The sequence below is a fragment of the cyanobacterium endosymbiont of Rhopalodia gibberula genome, from assembly GCF_003574135.1.
Lineage (GTDB): Bacteria > Cyanobacteriota > Cyanobacteriia > Cyanobacteriales > Microcystaceae > Rippkaea.
Window position 1 is genome coordinate 2,351,156 of sequence record NZ_AP018341.1, and the last position, 19,248, is coordinate 2,370,403.

The following is a 19,248-nucleotide window of genomic DNA, read 5'->3' on the forward strand; positions in this document are numbered from 1 at the left end:
TGCCAAAGTTTTACCTTATTGGAAGTTAATATAAGTATTATACTAAGTAGTCTTTTTCAAACTACTATATATGCATATTTTGGGTTTTATAACTTGAAAGTTGAACAATCTTTCGTCTTATCTAGCTTATTTGCATTATCCAGAATAGTATTTGGATCGAAGCTAATGAAGTATTTGTCACTCTTAATTGTAACCGTTGATAAAATTTAGTATTTGCACTACGAATAAACCTTAAAATTTTCCATTAACTTGTTTTTTATAAAAACTAAAATATTCGATTCTATTCGAGTACTAGAAATAGCAGTTGTTATCTGAATTTTATTGTTTTTTAACATTACCATAAATATGAAATCCTGATTGTCTTTGAAAAAGAAATAGATTAGCTAAAATCAATATAACAATATTTATCAAACATTTTTATATTAGTACTCTTAACAGTTTTTCCTTCTATTTGTTTCTACTAGGGATATATTTAGTTAGTACTCTTAACTCACAGTCTGTTTATCTTCACTATTTTGAGGATCAACTAGTCGCGAGTAGTTTTTACTTTTTTAAAAATTTCAAGTCCATGGAGTGATTGGTGTAGTTATAGCTTAAATATAGTATATTTATACTATATTTAAGCTATCTATTTTTTTCTAGTATGTCAATTCATTATATGTTTATTACGTACTTGTCTGACAACCCTCACAAGTAAAGAAACTAAAAAAAATAACAGCTTAAGTTAGACATTAGGAATTATCATTTGTTTAACCATTTTAGCCAACTGTTGAGCACTGTCAAAAACTGCTAAAGTTCCTGCTTTATCTGCCATCTTTTGAAGTTGTTCGTAATTCCTTAATAATTTTAATACTGAGTTTTCTAATATCTCAGGCGTTAATTCTTCTTGACGATAAACCAACGCTGCACCTGCTTTCCCAACAATCTGAGCATTATAGGCTTGGTGATCTTCAGCCGCAAAAGGATAAGGAATTAAAATGGCTGGAGTTTGGGTTATAGCCAATTCCGTTAGCGTTCCCGCACCAGCTCTACTCACCGCTAAATTTGCCCTTTGTAATAACCCCGCCATGTTATCATAAAAATGTACAGGAAAATAGTGTGGGTGCTGTACATTTGAACTATCAGGATCATGTGTTCCTGTTAAATGAACGATGTATGCTCCTTCAGATAGCCAAGAGTGAGCGCACTGACGAACTAAGTTGTTAATGAAGACAGCTCCTTGAGATCCCCCTACCACTACAATTAAGAGGACATTGTCAGGAATTGGTAAGTCTAAGGGTTGGGGACTGTAAAATTGTGATCTAACAGGAGTGCTGACCCATACTGTCTTGTTCCTGGGTAAATACTGCGCCGTTTCTTCAAACCCCAAAGCTACGCCATCGCAAACTCGACTTAATAGACGAGTGACTTTTCCTGGAATGAAATTAGATTCATGGAGAATTGCCTTAATACCTGACAAACGAGCGGCTAAAATAGCAGGGGCAGCAATATATCCACCCGTCGTAAACACCATATTAATTTGATGTTCTTTAATCAATTTTTTTACCTGAAACACTGCCATCACCAGTCCAAATAAGACCTTTAAAGTTTTAATGGGATTACGACTTTGAAACCCTTCTACATCAATAGTATAGAGAGGATAGTGAGTACCGACCAGAGTTTGTTCTAATCGATCACGAACTCCTAACCATTCAATGTGACAATCGGGTAAGTATTCAGCCAAGGCCAATGCAGGAAATAGGTGACCTCCGGTTCCACTTGCAGCAATTAATAGACGAACCATATTGGTGATGAGTTAGAGTTGGACAGAGAAACTACTATAAGTATAGATACGTTAGAATAAGACTGGCTCCTGTATTTTTCACAATAGGATGCCTGAAGGTAATGTAGACAGATGATTCAATTGCGTTGGTTCCTCTCTTTAATACTCGGCGTGGGATTAAGTTTAGGCAGTATCTATGTACCTCGTGCAGAAAGTGCCGATTCAGTCCCTAATGCTTTGAAAAGTTTAATTGAAAAAATAAACACGGCGGCTAACAGTCGTGATAATCAAAAGTTGATGGCTTTATACGGCGATCAGTTTGCCACAACTGATGGGTTAACAGCCGAGTCTTTTTCCAAAGCACTAATATCTTTGTGGGAAAACTATCCTGATTTACAATACACTACCAAACTTCAGTCTTGGGATAAAACAGAAAAAGGATGGACAGCCAAAACCCTAACTATTATTGAAGGAAGTAGTGAAACATCGGGCCGAGTAATTCAACTTAAAGCTACTATTAAAGCACGTCAAACATTTCAAAATGGAAAATTATTGCACCAAGAAATTTTGACGGAACGGACAGAACTCAATTCTGGATCGAATCCTCCTAAAGTGAATATCAAACTACCCGATATAGTACAGGTAGGAGAAAAGTTTTATTTTGATGTCATTGTCCAAGAACCGCTTAATGAAGATCTCTTAGCCGGAACGGCTATTAGTGAAAGGGTAGATAGCAATCGTTATTTAGACCCCGGAGTAATGGAGTTGGAATTGTTGCAAGCTGGGGGATTATTTAAACAAATTAAAGCCTCAGAAAAACCGGAAAGCAGATGGCTTTCTGCCTTACTAGTACGCAAAGATGGTATAACTTTAGTGACTCAACGAGTTCGTTTTCAATAATAGAAAACACAGGAGGAAAAGACATTACAATGTCTTTTCCCTCTACAAATCTCTTAGAGATACTTTTCGATAGTGTTGGCTAAAGTCGTTTTGGGAACTGCTCCAACCACCATATCTACTCGTTGGCCATCCTTGAAAATCATTAGAGTGGGGATGCTACGAATGCCATACTGACTTGCAATTTGAGGGTTGTCGTCGGTATTGAGTTTGACGACTTTGACTTGACCCTCATACTGTTCAGCGATTTCTTCTACTACTGGAGCAACCATACGACAAGGCCCACACCAAGGAGCCCAAAAATCCACTAGAACCGGAATATCGCTGTCTAAAACGTCGTCTTTAAACTTCTCATCTGTAACTTCGGCTGGCTTTGACATAATAAAGAATTCCTTTAATTGCTTGCGCCTCTCTAGAATACTCTAGAATTCTACCATAACAGAAACTATCTTGATTTATTTCAAACAAAGAGCCTTTTTAATTTTATAAATAATTTATTTCTTTGTGATTGAAAACTTAATATTTTTTGAAATGAAAGAACATCTCTCTGGCACCTTAGGCAAATAAGAAACCGCCCGAACAATGCTCGGGCGGAGTGTGGTGTGAGGAGTGAACGGAAACATTTGTCTCCGCTGCTTCTATTGTAGATGACAATTTGCATTTTGATACAGCTTTTCTGGCATAGTTAAGGAATTTTTTAAGAATTAAAATATTACAATGGTACGGCTAAGAGTTGTGCATTGACAAATTACATTATATATGCACTATTTTGAATAGATAAATTGATTGCTGTAACATTGGACTAACTCAAAATCACTTAGATAATAAACAAATATCTTAAGAAATAAGGGAACTAAATTTTAATTTCAATGTATTTACATATAAATACTCACAAAATAAAATTATGACTAATTTCAAGAGATAATTTTTTCTGGATTTAATGCTAATTGGCAATGAACTTTTTTCCCTTTATCAGCTCTAACTTAAACATAATAAAAATTTACAAAAACTTAAAAAAGTCAATCAAAATGAACTCATATTTTTTAAGTCTAAATTTATAGATTCTACAGAACTGCTTTAGGAATCAATATTAAAAATTAATAACCTAATAAGTTATTTTCAAGTCAATCATTATACTTTTACTAACTTAAACTAAGTCATAGTTTTTTTCTAGAAAATCTAGAATACTAAAAAGCGTCATGTTTATATAAACAATTATTAAACTTTTATCTGTTTTTAGACCTTTAACCGACAGGTATTCTTATTTTTTATTTAAATCTTCTAATGTTTAACTATTCTTAGCATAAGAATTTTGACAAGATTAGTTAACATTAATCATTATTTAGATATATTTTTTTTATAAAATTAGTTTTTAACCAAGAAAAATTTGAATATAATAAAATAATCTGATTAGTTTATCTAAAAATTTCATACTTATTATCTTATCCAAGATAATCAATAGATTACTTTGATTAGTTTTGCTATTAATTTTTAAAAAAAAAATGACTGTATTATCAATACTTGAGATTTCATTTACAAAGTTAATATATTATTGAATATAATTCAACAGTTTTATAATTTGATTATAACCAGAAACGGTTCACGATTTATGGAGGTATAAATTACACTTAACTATCGATTTCCTTGTAAAAGTTTTAATAGATATCTATTTTTTTGAACATCTTCCCTATTTTATTCAGATAGCTTATATTTACGTTCATCTGTCAATACGAAACTCCTAAACAGGTAATTTCACATTAATTCAGAAATGATAATTGCTATTGTTTGATTTTAATAGAGTCTCTCAACTAAGATCTTTAATATATACATCTCCTTAAATGTAACTCCATGACTGTTAATAATGACTTTCTTGCTCAACTTAATACCTCACAACGTCTAGCTGTTGAACACTTTTGCGGACCTTTATTGGTGGCAGCTGGTGCTGGTTCAGGCAAAACTAGAGCCCTCACTTGTAGAATTGCTCATCTGATTAGTCATCATCATGTTGAACCAGACTCTATTCTAGCTGTTACCTTTACGAATAAAGCAGCTAGAGCAATGAAAGAACGAATTGAGAGATTATTTGCCCAGGAAATGGCTATTAAAAATCATAGACAACGGTTTGATCTTCTCTCTGAATATGAACAAAAAAAACTTGTGTCACGAGTTTACAAAACAACTACTAAAAGGCTTTGGATTGGAACTTTTCATAGTTTATGTGCAAAAATTTTACGTTTTGACATCAATAAATATAAAGATGAACGGGGACGACAATGGCAGCGAAATTTTTCAATTTTTGATGAATCAGATGTACAAAGTTTAATCAAAAATATTGTAACTAAGCAATTAAATTTGGATGATAAAAAATTTGATCCTCGCTCAGTTCGCTATCAGATTAGTAACCTGAAAAATTTAGGATTATCTCCTGAAAAATATCTTAAACAAGACTCTTCCTATAAAAATCGTGTTATTGCTGAAGTTTATAATGAGTATCAATTACAATTAGCAACGAATAACGCCTTGGACTTTGATGATTTAATCCTAGTTCCCGTTAGACTATTTCAACAAAATGAGTCTATTCTTGGCTATTGGCATAACCAATTTAAACATATTTTAGTTGATGAATATCAAGATACTAATCAAATTCAATATGAATTAATTAGTTTATTAACAACTAATGGAGAAACTAGAAAAAGTGAATGGAATTGGCAAAATCGCTCTATTTTTGTTGTAGGTGATGCTGATCAATCTATTTATAGTTTTCGCATGGCAGACTTTACCATTCTGTTAAATTTTCAATCAGATTTTGGAGATGGTTTGCCCGATGAAGATACCCGTACTATGGTTAAATTAGAAGAAAATTATCGTTCAAGAGAAAATATCTTACAAGCAGCTAATTATTTAATTGAAAATAATACTCAACGCATTGATAAAATTTTGAAGGCTACACGGGGACTAGGAGAATATATTTATTGCTACAAGGCGGATAATGAACAAATAGAATCAAAAATAGTAATTGATAAAATACAAAACTTAGTAAAAGAAACCCCTGAATTAAATTGGGGAGATTTTGCGATTCTTTATCGAATTAATGCTCAATCTCGTCCTTTTGAAGATTGCTTAATTTATAATAATATTCCTTATAAAATTGTAGGAGGATTTAAATTTTATGATCGCCAAGAAATCAAAGATGCTTTGGCTTATTTACGCCTAATTGCTAATCCTGCAGATACCGTTAGTTTACTAAGGATTATTAATACACCCCGTCGAGGAATTGGCAAAACTTCTATAGAGTCTTTAGTTAAAGCAGCCCAAGAATTAGAAATCCCTCTTTGGGAAATTATTTCTGATACGACTTCTGTTAATACTCTAGCAGGAAGAGCAGCAAGATCAATTAACAATTTTTCTAAAATGATTAAATATTTTCAAGAAAAAATAACTAGCCTATCAGGGGCAGAAATTTTAAATCAAATAATGGAAGTTTCTGGCTATATTGATAATTTAAAAGAAAAAGGGACTGAAGAAGCTGATAATCGCTTAGAAAATATTTCTGAGTTATATAATGCTATTTTACAGTTTCAAGAAGATGCAGAAGACATTAATTTACAGGGATTTTTATCTAATGTTTCCCTCTCGTCTGATTTTGATGATTTAAAAGAAGAAGAAAAAAAGGTGTCTTTAATGACTCTTCATTCAGCTAAAGGATTGGAATTTCCTGTAGTATTTTTAGTTGGTTTAGAACAAGGATTATTACCTCATATTCGTAGTTTGAACGATCCTCTATCTTTAGAAGAAGAACGTCGTTTGTGTTATGTTGGATTGACTCGCGCTCAGGAACAATTATTTTTAACCTATGCTAGAGAACGGTTTGTTTGGGGATCAAAAGAAACTAAAATTCCATCGCAATTTTTAAAAGAGCTACCTTCAGATTTAATCAAAAATGATCTTCCAAAAACTTTAAAATCTTATCATCAATCCAACATATCTCAATCTAAAACTTTTCAGATATATAATCAACAATGGTCAGTGGGAGATCGTCTAATTCATCCCAATTTTGGAATCGGAGAAGTTACTCATATTTTAGGATCAAGAAAAAAAATGAACTTAGCCGTTAAATTTTCAGGATTTGGACAAAAAATCATTAATCCTAGAGTGACGTTGATAGAAAAGATTGATTAAACTAGTAATAAGCAAACACGATAATATTATTGATAACTTTAGTCCATAATTGGAGTTAGTTTAACTTGTCTTCCCAATCTCAACCCCAACTACCTCCCAACGCAGCGATCGCTCCTGAAAAAATCCTGCAAGCAACTACTGAGCAGTGGTTTGAGTATGCTGTACGGGTCCAACCTCATCATACCGACTATTCAGGAACAGTTTGGCATGGAACTTACTTAACTTGGATAGAAGAAGCTAGAGTTGAATATTTGCGCTCTATGGGCATTGATTTTGCAGAATTAGTAAAATTAGGTTTTTATCTTCCTGTAATTGAATTATCTCTTTGTTATCATCATTCTATACAGTTAGGACAGGAAGCAATCATTAAAACTCGGATAAACCAAATTACTGGAGTACAGATGAATTTTGATTGTAGGATGGAATCTCCAAATACACAGGAATGTTATGTCACTGGAGCGGTAACTTTAGTGGCGGTTGATCGTGAAAAAGGAAAAATAATGCGTCATCTTCCTCCTACAGTTAGAGATGCTTTAATTAATCTAATTTAGTGATTTTTGTTGCAGTTAACTTGAGTTACTGGTCAGTTAATGTAATGACTATCACTTCTAGAAAACAATATGGTCTTTCAAGAAAGTAGATTCTTAATCTTCGATTGATATAGAGTTAATTTTTTTGTTTGATGCCATCCTTGAGCCTATTGTTAATACTTGACTACTCTGAAACAGGTCCTAATAAAAAGAACTCAGATATATAAACATTTGAGAGTATATTGATGGACAATACTAGATGAGAAGTATACGATAGCAATTGGCTCATGATGGGTTCTGGATTGGATTCATGTGACCAGAAACCAGTAAGTTCCATGATCGGTAAGTTGTCACCTAACGGGGATCAATGTTATTCCAAACGGCTATAATACCAATACTGGTTAATGCTTTAGTCAGCAAAGATTTAGCCTGATGATGACAATAATTATGACTGTCTAACACCGCATGAATTCCCATACAGTTTTTAAGATATTCAAAATTGTTAGTCAGTTCATCTATAGTATTAGGTTGATCGGTAATATAGTCTCCAGTCAGTAGTGTTATATCAGGGTTATTGTGACTACTCAATGTGCTTATCTCAGTTAATAAGTCTTCATATAAACGCAATTAGTCGTAGTGTAAGTCTGAAAACTAGGTCATCTGATTTTAGTTCTCACTAAGGATACGGGTAAATCAGTAATCGCAATATTTAAACGTTCTACTGTTAGGGGTTCAAGCAAAATTGACTGTAACATTGTGTCAAAAATACCATAGAGAAGAAAAACATCGTCTATGAGATAACTGAAACATTTCCCAAAAACTAAAAATTTTTAGTTATGTGTGAACAATAGACAAACAATAGTCAATAATTTTGCTTGTAGAAATCTTTAAATTTACGGCAATTACAGTCAATTTTAGTTAATTTTTTAATTTCTTTTTATATTAAAAAGATAACTAAACTGCTATGTAATCAAACTATCGATATAATTAATTTGTTTTGATTTTTCTTCTTATCCAAAGACCTAAAATTCCAAGAAAAAACAATCCCATTACTCCGGCAATAGGATTATTATCAATTCCTGTGATCCAAGGAGATACTTTCTCTGTATATTCTAAAAGTTGACCCACATTTAGGATATAATACCCCCACACTAATCCTCCATGTAAACCAATACAAATTCCTAAACGATTTCCATTACTACGTTTGGACCAAACTAAGATTAATCCTAACAACAATAAGGCAGGAAATTGTGGAAAAGTTCTAACAACTTCTGTCAACGGTTTAACGAAATGTAATCCAGCAAAAAGTAGAGAATCAATCCACAACACAGTTAACGAAGTATAATTTCGGTTTAACTCTTCTAATAACCATCCCCGAAATAATAACTCCTCAGCAAATGCAATTCCTAAAGCACTTAATAATCCTTCAAAAATTACTTTAACAATTTTTAGAGAAGGGGTAGAAAAACTGACCCACCCTAAAATTGATTCAACAATAAATAAACCAAAAGTAAATCCTAAGCCAAGACTTAATCCTTGGAAAAATTCGAATCCATTTTTTCTGCTTAAAACTAACCCATATTGTTTCCACCAATAAAAATTACGATAAATGTTTCTATTCCAGATAAATAACAGTCCAACAAACTCTAAATATAGTAATCCCATACTGATAATTGTTGTCAAGTTTGGGTCAGACCTAAGTGCCAAATAGATCGGAATTGCCACTGGAATCCACAGTGACAATAATATGACAACAAAAACTCCCAGCCTAATTGGTGCTGGGTAATGACTAATACGAGTAAGATCGGACTTCAAGGGTTAAAATTTGCAATTACAAAGACAATTAATCATCTGGTTCGATAGTGCTAGTTAACCCGTGATTTTTAAGAGTTTCACAATAAAACTCAGCGTGTTCTAAGGCACAGGTGATAACTAAAGCTATCCCATTATTGTGAGCTTCCATCATGATACCAACTGCTTGTGCTTGAGTCATCCCTGCCACCGTTTGCGTTAAAATCTGAACGACGTACTCCATAGAGTTAAAGTCATCATTATGGAGTAAAACGCGATAGCGAGGGGCTGGTTTTCGAATACTTGTACTAAATGGTGATCGCCTTTCAATTACTTCAGTAGACACAGAGCTCCTCCTTTCTTTGAACTACCCTTTGAAAGCTCCCAATCATACAGGGCATCAGTCAATTTCACTATCTAGGAATATCAAGTATTAAGAACGAATTTAGATTCTAGTATACCTCACCCATCGAACAAATGCTATTGATAAATCAAAACGAGTCAGTTTCCTTACCTTTTGTAAGATATTAATGATAATTTGATGCCATTAAAAATAGTAGTAAACTGATGATGTATCTATGCATAAGTCCAAAATTACAGAGCGTGAGGTAAAGTTTAAAGAAGTTAGATAATCTCAAATATTTGGCTCTAATTATACTCAAACTGATTCTAATTTAATTCTTTAATAAGATTAAAATGTAAAATTATCTTCTAAGCGATATAGACTGTACCCTAAGATGTTCAAAAAAAAATAAGTTAATTCTCAAATTCAAGTTATACGTTAGAATAAGTTTGGAGAGCATTTTATAATTCTTGATGAAATCTGAACATCAATTTAAGGTTGATACCCTTTCAGTTTATATTTCTAAAACTGAAAAAGACTTGGCTAAAAAATCGGCAGAGATCACTCAAAAACACTTATTGAAAGTATTAGAAGAAAAGGAGGAAGCGAGAGTAATATTGGCAACAGGGAACTCACAGTTACAATTTCTTGATGCCTTGATTGCTACTCAGAAAATAGATTGGAATCGTATAACCCTATTTCATCTAGATGAATATTTAGGCATTAACAAAAAACATCAGGCTAGTTTTTGCCACTATCTCCAAAATCGAGTAGAAAAACGAGTTTATCCGAAACAATTTCATTACATTCAAGGAAATACTCTAGAACCTGTTGAAGAATGTGATCGTTATACTGAACTATTACAAGAAAAACCAATTGATTTATGTTGTTTAGGAATTGGAATCAATGGACATTTAGCTTTTAATGAACCTGCTGTTGCTAGATTTGATGATTCTTATTGGGTTAAATTAGTTCGCTTAGAAGAGGAAACCCGTCAAGTACAAGTTAATCAAGGACATTTTTCTCACCTAAATGAAGTTCCCAAATATGCTATCACTCTAACTATTCCTATGATTTTATTATCTCGCAAAATTATCTGTCTTGCACTTGGAAGAAATAAAGCAAAAATTGTTAAAACAATGCTTAAAAAGCATATAAATACCCATTGTCCTGCTTCAATTTTACGAAAACACTCGGATGCAGATTTATTTTTGGAGCGAAACTCGGCTCATTTACTTTAAGAATAAATGATTCTAATTCTTCAAATAGTTCAGGTAATCAAAACTACAATTCAAAGTTTTCGTTAAACCAATGACGAGTGATTGGTTGTTCGATTTCTATCCCTTCTCCCCCTAAAACTTCTAAAGGTTGCCCGTCTATTGTTAACCAAACTTTGGTGTTAGGATCAAGACTGGTGGATGTGTAGAGGATTTGAGCCAAACGGCCCGTCATGGATGCACTACCACCTCCCGTAATAAATTCTTGGGATAGATCAATTTTTACTCCTTCTTCATCTACAGTAAGATTTAATAGCTCGGTTCCTTGAGGAATTGTAGTAATTTGTTTAGGCTTTTTAGAACCTGCTAATAAATTTTCTAAGGCAGTTTTTAATACCTCTTGATTGTCACTTGATTTCTTGACAATCACTGGATTTGCTGACAATTCAAAACGGTTACCTTTATCATTTAACCAATAAACTTGTCCCCGCTCTATCTTAATATTTTCTTTAGTTATTGAGCTTTCAGTAGAAATTTTGGTTGAGTCGTTGAATGTTTTTAAAGTGTTTATGGACCACCATGTTACTATGCTCCCAGTCGCTAAAATAGCAACTATGATTCCACCAATAAACCCAATAGATAAACGATTTTTTTCATGATTTTTATGGCGATTATCCATAGTTATCTCCTGTTATGATCTTTAATCAAAGTTTGCGATGTTTGGTAATCAGGTTACCATTCTTTAGATTCTCCCTTTTATTTTAAGGGTTCTAAGCGAATAAACGAGACAAGAGCGAGACTTTCCTCATCTACTTTTAATTTAAGGAGTCTAGTAACAATGCCTTGTCCTTCTAGAAAGGCTAAATCAAATTGCTGAAAGCGACTTAAAAATTTTTTTGATAGAGTTTTGTTATTTAATTCACCCCTTGGATCAAGGACTTGGATTGATCGTCCATCTTTGACTTTAAATCCTGCCTCCAAATTCAGTGCTATAATCTCAGGGAAATTTTCTTCATTAAAATTTTTTAATTGCTGTAATTTTACTTTAATTCCTAAGCGATCTTTGGGTTTGAATTCAACACAAAGGGTTAATATCCTAAATTTAGGAACTTGTTCAGGAACTATACTATTAATGGTTTTTTGTAATGTTTCTCTAATTTTATCTGATTTTAGAGCTCGATTAATATCTCCTTCTTTAAGAATTAAACTTAATCCCCCTTGTAATGGTTTTCGTAAAGACTGTCTAATTCCTTGAATATTTTGGGTTTGTAAATTGTTTATATTAATATCAATGGAATCGGTTTCTAGTTCAAGAACTTCTATTCTAAAATCTTCAATTGGTTCTATGCCGCGACTGGCAATACGAACCCGATCAATTCTTCCTTGAGTTGATTGATAACTAGGAGTATTATCAATCCTAACTGCCAATTCTTCAACATCATTGACTTGAGAACGAATAGCATCAGCAACAACTGTATCAAGTACTAGACCAACAGGAGAAAAAACCATTAATAAGCTTGAAAAAAACACTGTAAAAAATTCCATATTTTTTTATGATTGATTTTTTATAGATAAACGATTGACTTTTAAAATTTAAAGTTATAATCGTATTGCTACGAGTTGTTGACATTAACATTATGACGTATTTCCTTTCGGAAATAGAAAGGTAGTGCTTGCTTTCTAAACTAAGTTTACAGTCAAGATTTCCAGGAAGGACAGGTCTTTTTGTAAAAAAATACAGGACATTAGCCATAACCTCATTATAATCTTAAGCAGTCATAAACTTGGAGAATTATAACTCTTCTAGACTAGCTGTGATTTAATCATAATCAATAAACACTACAGGTCTTGTTTCGCAAAACTTCAACAACTCTACAAGCTTAATTTTCATAGTTATTGAATGCAGTTACAACAAAGGTTTTGGAAGTTATTTGTTACTTACTTACCGTACTTTATCTGAGTAGTGGAAAAGAAAAAAATAGTATTATGTTAGTCAGTGAATGTTACATATTTAAAAGTAATCGCTATAAATAAACGCCAAGATATACTAACATAATTTTCCACAAAAACTCTAATAAACTTATTTTTTAACTAAAATTATTTTCTTGTTTTAGGGTGTTTTTAAAATCAAAGAGGAAAGGGGCTTTATTTCGAATGAAATAAAGCTTCTAAAATAACAAAGAATAAAGCTAGTAAAATTCGATTTTTAATAAAAGAGTAAGAGTAGAACGTAGAAAAAATTGCCATACATTTAAAATAGGCTTCCTTGACAGGTTTAAAAATAATTTATAAATGAAACAAATTTAAATCAATTAGATTTAATGCTCTAGTTACTTGTTAATTATGGTTTGCCTATTACCCAGAATTGAGAACAAATCGCAAAATATCAAAGAGGATGAACATGTTTATATGGCAGTAATATAAACAATATAATTATGTCTAGAGATAGATGAGTAATAGAGACAGTTTTTATTCTGGTTTAGAAAATAAAAGAGATTAATCTACCAAAACTGAAAACATAAATTTAAATCTAATTAAATTAGACTAAAAATTAGTTTAGATTTAACACTGATTAATACCTCTGTTAATTTTATTTTTTATGTATTTTTCTGAAAGTTCTCCATATAATGAGAATGTTTTTATTTGTGTCTAAATACTCATTTATAAAAAAAAATTAACTGTTAATTAAGTAACCAGTTTCATCATGTTGAAGGCTAATTGATTTATAATAATTGATGTTACATTAGCGTAAATTTTAGAATTTAAGTGCAACCCCAATGGGTATAATTCAAGCAGTACCAGGAACACGAGATATAGTGCCAGCAGAGATTGGATACTGGCAATACGTAGAAACTGTCACCACGGAAATTCTTGGTAGAGCAATGTATCAGGAAATTCGTACCCCCCTTTTTGAGCAAACGTCGTTATTTGAACGAGGCATAGGAGAAGCTACCGACGTAGTGGGCAAAGAAATGTATACCTTTAAGGATAGGGGAGATCGTTCTTTAACTTTACGTCCAGAGGGAACGGCCGGCGTGGTGCGTGCTTTCTTACAAAACAATCTCTATGCGATAGGAGGGGTACAAAGGTTATGGTACAAAGGTCCAATGTTTCGCTATGAACGCCCTCAAGCTGGCCGTCAACGGCAATTCAATCAAATCGGTTTAGAATTATTCGGTAGTGGCGATCCTAGATCAGATGTAGAAGTGATTGCCTTAGCAACAGATATCCTCAAAACATTAGGACTACAAAATTTAAAATTAGATCTAAATTCTGTCGGTGATCGCAATGATAGACAGAGCTATCGGGAAGCCTTAGTTAACTATTTTCTTTCTTACAAAGACGAATTGGATCTTGATTCCCAAAATCGTCTAGAAAAAAACCCTTTGCGCATTCTAGATAGTAAAAATCAACGGACAAAGGAAATCAGCCGAAGTGCCCCTAATATTATTGATTATTTGGGAGATGAATCTCGGAAGCATTTTGACCAAGTTCAACAATTTCTAACGGATCTAAACATCAGTTATATACTAAATCCTTATTTAGTGAGGGGTTTAGATTACTATACTCATACAGCCTTCGAAATTAAATCAGAGAATCTTGGCGCACAAGCGACAGTTTGTGGGGGAGGTCGCTATGATGGTTTAGTAGCTGAACTAGGGGGACCCTACATCCCAGCCATAGGGTGGGCAATTGGAATGGAACGGCTAATCATCCTCCTAAAACAAATCCAGTATACTCCAAATACGTCTCCTGATTTATACATTGTATCTAAAGGTGAAAAGGCCGAAAGCAAAGCCTTAATCATAGCCCAAAAGTTACGTCATGAAGGATTAACTGTAGAATTAGACCTCAGTTGCGGTGCTTTTGGGAAACAATTTAAGCGAGCTGATCGCAGTGGAGCGATTGCTTGTCTCATATTGGGAAATACAGAAGCTGAGACTCAAACCGTTCAACTTAAATGGTTAGCTAGCAAAGAACAGAGTACTTTAACCCAAGAAGAATTAATTAGTCAAGTTGGGGAACTTAAAGAACAGTTGGCCAGACAAATACAAACAAATGGGTAACTATAATAGAGTAAGTTGCAATGAAACCTTGGGAATTTCTGATTCAAAAAGAAGGCGATCATCAATGGGTTTCTATTCCCACATCAACCTTCGAAATCGAATCGGGTACTTATCGTCTTCTTGCTAATTCTAATCACCTTGATAGTGATATTGAAGTTCGCATTAGTCATCAAACCCCAACTGGCGAAGATTCTTCTCATAATACTCAACATTATTCTCGTCATATCAATCTACAGGGGTTGGTAATGATTTTTTCATTTAGAGAATTATCTGCTGGGATTTGGGAAATACGCTGTCGTAACGATATCATGTCAGAATTACTTGGTGAAACTTGGCGGAAAACTCTGAAACTTCAGGTTTTAGATACTGTGACTAACCAAAATTTTTTTGATCCACAAATAGACTGTTTAAGAGCTCCTATCAATGATATTTTTTTAGAAAAAGAAACAAAAAATTTATCTAGGTCTAATCATTCCAATAAATTGGAAATTTGCGGAACTTCCTACATTAACGGCTCCTCTAATAAAACAGCCCAGTTTTATCTACATCAATTGGAGAAACTGGTACAGGAGAAAGTAGAGCCATTGATTGATAACTATGGGAAAAATTATCAGCAGAGTTCAGAGAATTTTCTTGAATTATCTTCATCGGATAAAATGATAGCACCAACTCTTAAACTTATCCTAGAGCAAGATACATTTCGAGGCAATCCAGATAAATCTATTACCATTTCAGGAAAAATTGAAGTGCAAAGTTCTGGAGAAGAATTAGCTTTAACCGCACAACTTTGCTATCAATTAAAACACCCTTATACTGATGAGATTATTCTAAAAATAGATTGTACTCTTTCCGATAAGACCCTACCCTATACATTTAATCAAACATTAGTCGTTCCTGAGAAACTAGAAAATCTTCCGTATTTATCAGGAGAAGTTTTACTACAAACCATAACAGGAATTACTATTACCCACTGTCCATTTCAGATTTATAGTAGGGAACACTACCCGGTTAATTATACTATTGAATTATTTAATACTGAACATAAGTTTTCTTATCAATTTGAATTCAAAGTTATAGAAAGGACTAAGACAGAATCTACAGCTATTGAATTACCAATCACTGCTAAATACACTCAAATATTAACTGAGCCTTTATCTTCATATAATCGAGGCTTACCTCCTAAATTGAACTGTAATTCTAGATTATTAAAAGTAGAAACAAAGTCTTTAAACCTACCACCAGTTATCTTTAGTTAAAGATAATTCAGTTCTTATTTTCTTTATTTAATAGAACTTTGATTTCAACAAAAACCCTATATTTCATTGCAGATAACTCCTAGTCAAATTTAAATTAATTTAGTGTTTTTTATTTAAAAATTGCTTGATTAAAATCAATCTATGGATTAATTTATACAGTATAAACACGTTTATGTTAAGAAACTATAAAAATAGTTAAATCATACATTTAATTTATGAATTAAATACTACTTCTTTTAAAAGATCTATAAATGTTCATTATAAAGATTTAGAATGGGAAGCTTACGCTGTTCAAACTCAGCCTAATGGTCTTAAGATGGTAGTATCTCTGACAAAAAGATACTGTTGAACTGCTCTTCAATTGTTAAGATTTGAGTTGGTAAACGCTCAAGCTGTTTCAAGCTGTTTCAAGAAGTGTTTGAACAGCTTGAGCTTTTGTCTATCTTCGTCTCTTATTGTTATCCCTTTTTGTATTTCTCGTTCCGTTGCTTCAATTGATCACCCAAACTTCTTATCACACTCATCGTTACTGGATGGCAAAGGCATTCATCCTTAGCCAAGAGGCGGAAAAAATGGGAGAAGTTCCCGTAGGGGCTGTTATTGTTGATAGTCAGGGGAATTTGGTCGCCCAGACAGCTAATCGTAAAGAAACAGACCAAGATCCCACTGCTCATGCAGAAATTGTGGCTATCCGTATTGCTGCTCAAACATTGCATAGTTGGAACTTAAAGGACTGTACCCTCTACGTCACCCTTGAACCTTGTCCTATGTGTACTGGAGCAATTATTCAATCTCGCTTAGGATTACTAGTTTATGGATGTGACGATCCCAAGTCAGGGACCATTCGGACAGTACTGAATTTGCCTGATAGTTACTGTTCTAACCATCGTTTAGCCGTTATTTCAGGTATCTATGAAGATGAATGTCGTCAACAGCTACAAAAATGGTTTACAAAACGACGACAACAAGTTCAGTAAAAGATAAGAAATTTACAATTAACAATGATTATCTTAATCTATTCACTTTCTTTAAAAGCCAATTAGTAATTAATTTAGGGGTATTTTTATGAACCCAATAAAAGGCAATGAAGCGAAAGCCAGGTCTAGAAAACTTAGCAATTAGCTTCATCATTTGATTGAAGGGACAAATAGAAAACTTCTTATTGATTAAGTTTACTGAACCAAGATCGTAAAGACAATCAATAATCATCTTAAAAGTTGCCTCTTCTCTTTCTATTAAATTTTCTATTAAAAGTAGTATGTTTTTCTTCTGCTCAGCTTCTAATCGCTCAGATTCTGAGAGTTTAGAAAGATGTTTGATCGCTTCAATAGTATTTTGTTTATACTGACGAGAGGTTAACATAAGTAATTAAATAACGAACACCCTGCAGTTACTATAAACTAGATATCGTATTTTCACTAGAGATAAAACTTTTTTATCTCGAACTAAACTTTCCCGAATCGTCGTTCCCTTTTTTGATAAGCTAATAAAGCTTTATAAAATTCTTCTCGATTAAAATCTGGCCAGAGGGTTTGAGTAACATAAATTTCAGCATAAGCCAACTGCCAAAGAAGAAAATTACTAATTCGCATTTCCCCACTGGTACGAATTAAAAGATCAGGGTGAGTAATTCCCGAAGTATATAAGTGGCGTTCAAATAGAGATTCATCAATTTCTTCTGGTGCTAAAAGACCTTTTTGAATTTGAATAGCAATTGCCTGACAAGCCTGGATAATCTCTTGACGGCCACCATAATTGGTGGCTACTGTAAATTGAATTCCTGTATTATCTTGAGTATCGTTCATAGAACGGGTGATTTCTAATTGCAAGGAAGGAGGAAGAACTTCTAAATTTCCTACAAAAGAGATCCTAACATTTTCCTCCATCATTTCTCGTAGTTCACGACGTAACACCCGTTCAAATAGAGTCATCAAAAATTCTACTTCTTCAAGAGGTCTTCCCCAATTTTCCGTCGAAAAAGCATAAGCAGTCAGTGCAGGGATTTTCCAGTCACGACAACAACGAAGTAAATCTTTAAGGGTATCAACACCTCGTTGATGTCCCATCATACGAGGAAGTCCGCGACGCTTAGCCCAGCGTCCATTACCATCCATTATTATCGCTACGTGTTTAGGAAGACGGACCTGATCGAGATCGGTGGGTAAATCTTTTGAGACAATGAGTTTAAGAGTCATTATTATCTGGCAATTTGTTGTATGGGATTTTATTTCCTCGTACTTTGAAAAACCTTTTGAGGGGTGTGTCTACGTAATTTATATGGAAGAAGTTATTCTTTATTACCAATTTGCTTTCTGCCATATTGTCAACTATTTTGCTTTAATCTATTTTTAGAGATTTACCATAATGGTAATGGCGATGATTTTAGACTAGTCCATGATGCTTTTCCATAGTATATTATCATAGTGGCTTAAGTTTTTTTGCTGACAAGTATGGTTATACTAAACTTATCATAATACAAATTACAAGTATAAAGACAAAGTTTGATTATAGACAATAGGCTTGTCAAAAGCCATAATTATTATATACACAGTACTCTGATGGACTTTGTATTTTAATTGAGTTATGCTGAACTCAATATTTTTGCCTAATTTGTACTTAATCTAAGGCACCATATACTTAACTTAATCTAATGAATAAAATTCTAAATTTAAAATGACTAATTGTTATTTATTTTAAGATTTTAAGTAGGATGTAGATAGTTTATTTTCCAAAAAAATAGAGTAAAAAAACTTATATTAATCATGTTTTAGCTGTTTAGTTAACTTTATTAAAAATAAAGTTAACTATTAAATATTAACCTTAAATATTTGCTTAAATAAAGAAAGGAAAAAGAAAGATGTTCATATTGAAATTAATCGTTATTAAATCGAATGTAATCAATATTTACTAGATACCTAGAAGAGTAAAACTTTTTCAAAAAAATACTAAAATATATAATATTAACAATATTAAGTAGTTCTTAAAAAGAGTTAGTATAGTAACTATATCAACAAAAATATCTAAAATAGCAATAATACTAAATTTAATAGCCAAATCTTCACCTCACAAAAAGCTAAAAGTTTAACTTATTTTTAGTTAAGTTTTTAGCTTTTTAAAATTTTACTGAGGGCACTACGAAAATTTACTGATAATTTTCTCATTGTATTAATTTTCATAAAAAACTTATGAATTCAAGGTTTATCTAT

Annotated in this window: 16 protein-coding genes; 7 read left to right on the plus strand and 9 right to left on the minus strand. The window is 32.8% G+C overall.

What is annotated here, in order from left to right:
- Window positions 1–724: 724 nt before the first annotated feature.
- Window positions 725–1,783, minus strand: a complete 1,059-nt coding sequence (gene murG / locus RGRSB_RS07530; RefSeq protein ID WP_119260507.1) for an undecaprenyldiphospho-muramoylpentapeptide beta-N-acetylglucosaminyltransferase — start codon at window positions 1,781–1,783, stop codon at window positions 725–727.
- A 111-nt stretch (window positions 1,784–1,894) separates the two neighbouring features.
- Between murG and RGRSB_RS07535 the strand changes: the two genes are divergently transcribed.
- Window positions 1,895–2,662, plus strand: a complete 768-nt coding sequence (locus RGRSB_RS07535) for a nuclear transport factor 2 family protein (protein ID WP_119260508.1) — start codon at window positions 1,895–1,897, stop codon at window positions 2,660–2,662.
- 53 nt (window positions 2,663–2,715) lie between these two features.
- On the opposite strand, the gene trxA is transcribed toward RGRSB_RS07535, so the two are convergent.
- Entirely contained in the window at window positions 2,716–3,039 is a 324-nt protein-coding gene (gene trxA, locus RGRSB_RS07540) for a thioredoxin (protein WP_119260509.1), read from the minus strand.
- 1,468 nt (window positions 3,040–4,507) lie between these two features.
- Between trxA and pcrA the strand changes: the two genes are divergently transcribed.
- Both pcrA and RGRSB_RS07550 read left to right on the plus strand, forming a co-directional pair.
- Window positions 4,508–6,838 carry a DNA helicase PcrA gene (gene pcrA / locus RGRSB_RS07545; RefSeq protein WP_119260510.1) on the plus strand — a complete coding sequence of 777 codons (2,331 nt, stop codon included), beginning with the start codon at window positions 4,508–4,510 and terminating at the stop codon, window positions 6,836–6,838.
- Window positions 6,839–6,903: 65 nt separating this feature from the next.
- The gene (locus RGRSB_RS07550) at window positions 6,904–7,389 is read left to right on the plus strand and encodes an acyl-CoA thioesterase (RefSeq protein WP_119260511.1); all 486 of its coding nucleotides are present in this window, start codon (window positions 6,904–6,906) and stop codon (window positions 7,387–7,389) included.
- A 333-nt stretch (window positions 7,390–7,722) separates the two neighbouring features.
- Here the strand turns inward: RGRSB_RS07550 and RGRSB_RS10600 are convergent, their stop codons facing one another.
- From RGRSB_RS10600 to clpS, 3 genes are all read right to left on the minus strand, one after another.
- On the minus strand, window positions 7,723–7,956 hold the full coding sequence (locus tag RGRSB_RS10600) for a hypothetical protein (RefSeq protein WP_232014497.1): 234 nt from the start codon (window positions 7,954–7,956) through the stop codon (window positions 7,723–7,725).
- Window positions 7,957–8,355: 399 nt separating this feature from the next.
- On the minus strand, window positions 8,356–9,183 hold the full coding sequence (locus RGRSB_RS07560; protein WP_172582073.1) for a CPBP family intramembrane glutamic endopeptidase: 828 nt from the start codon (window positions 9,181–9,183) through the stop codon (window positions 8,356–8,358).
- 28 nt (window positions 9,184–9,211) lie between these two features.
- The gene (gene clpS, locus RGRSB_RS07565; protein ID WP_119260512.1) at window positions 9,212–9,505 is read right to left on the minus strand and encodes an ATP-dependent Clp protease adapter ClpS; all 294 of its coding nucleotides are present in this window, start codon (window positions 9,503–9,505) and stop codon (window positions 9,212–9,214) included.
- A gap of 470 nt (window positions 9,506–9,975) precedes the next feature.
- Here clpS and RGRSB_RS07570 point away from each other — a divergent pair, with 470 nt between their 5' ends.
- Entirely contained in the window at window positions 9,976–10,743 is a 768-nt protein-coding gene (locus tag RGRSB_RS07570) for a glucosamine-6-phosphate deaminase (protein WP_119260513.1), read from the plus strand.
- Between the two features lie 43 nt (window positions 10,744–10,786).
- On the opposite strand, the gene RGRSB_RS07575 is transcribed toward RGRSB_RS07570, so the two are convergent.
- Together RGRSB_RS07575 and RGRSB_RS07580 are read right to left on the minus strand one after the other, a co-directional pair.
- On the minus strand, window positions 10,787–11,398 hold the full coding sequence (locus RGRSB_RS07575) for a GerMN domain-containing protein (RefSeq protein ID WP_119260514.1): 612 nt from the start codon (window positions 11,396–11,398) through the stop codon (window positions 10,787–10,789).
- A 77-nt stretch (window positions 11,399–11,475) separates the two neighbouring features.
- On the minus strand, window positions 11,476–12,228 hold the full coding sequence (locus RGRSB_RS07580; RefSeq protein WP_232014498.1) for an LmeA family phospholipid-binding protein: 753 nt from the start codon (window positions 12,226–12,228) through the stop codon (window positions 11,476–11,478).
- 1,268 nt (window positions 12,229–13,496) lie between these two features.
- Between RGRSB_RS07580 and hisS the strand changes: the two genes are divergently transcribed.
- From hisS to tadA, 3 genes are all read left to right on the plus strand, one after another.
- Window positions 13,497–14,786: a histidine--tRNA ligase gene (hisS, locus tag RGRSB_RS07585; RefSeq protein WP_119260516.1), complete on the plus strand. Its 1,290-nt coding sequence runs from the start codon at window positions 13,497–13,499 to the stop codon at window positions 14,784–14,786.
- Between the two features lie 20 nt (window positions 14,787–14,806).
- Window positions 14,807–16,042, plus strand: coding sequence for a hypothetical protein (locus RGRSB_RS07590; protein ID WP_119260517.1), 1,236 nt, complete (start codon window positions 14,807–14,809; stop codon window positions 16,040–16,042).
- A 494-nt stretch (window positions 16,043–16,536) separates the two neighbouring features.
- Complete coding sequence (gene tadA / locus RGRSB_RS07595; RefSeq protein WP_269460811.1) at window positions 16,537–17,019, plus strand: tRNA adenosine(34) deaminase TadA; 483 nt, start codon at window positions 16,537–16,539, stop codon at window positions 17,017–17,019.
- A 28-nt stretch (window positions 17,020–17,047) separates the two neighbouring features.
- Here tadA and RGRSB_RS07600 read toward each other — a convergent pair whose 3' ends face one another.
- Window positions 17,048–17,404 carry a hypothetical protein gene (locus tag RGRSB_RS07600; RefSeq protein WP_119260518.1) on the minus strand — a complete coding sequence of 119 codons (357 nt, stop codon included), beginning with the start codon at window positions 17,402–17,404 and terminating at the stop codon, window positions 17,048–17,050.
- Between the two features lie 83 nt (window positions 17,405–17,487).
- A complete protein-coding gene (gene uppS, locus RGRSB_RS07605; RefSeq protein WP_119260519.1) occupies window positions 17,488–18,237 on the minus strand; it encodes a polyprenyl diphosphate synthase in 750 nt (249 codons plus the stop codon).
- Window positions 18,238–19,248 lie beyond the last annotated feature (1,011 nt).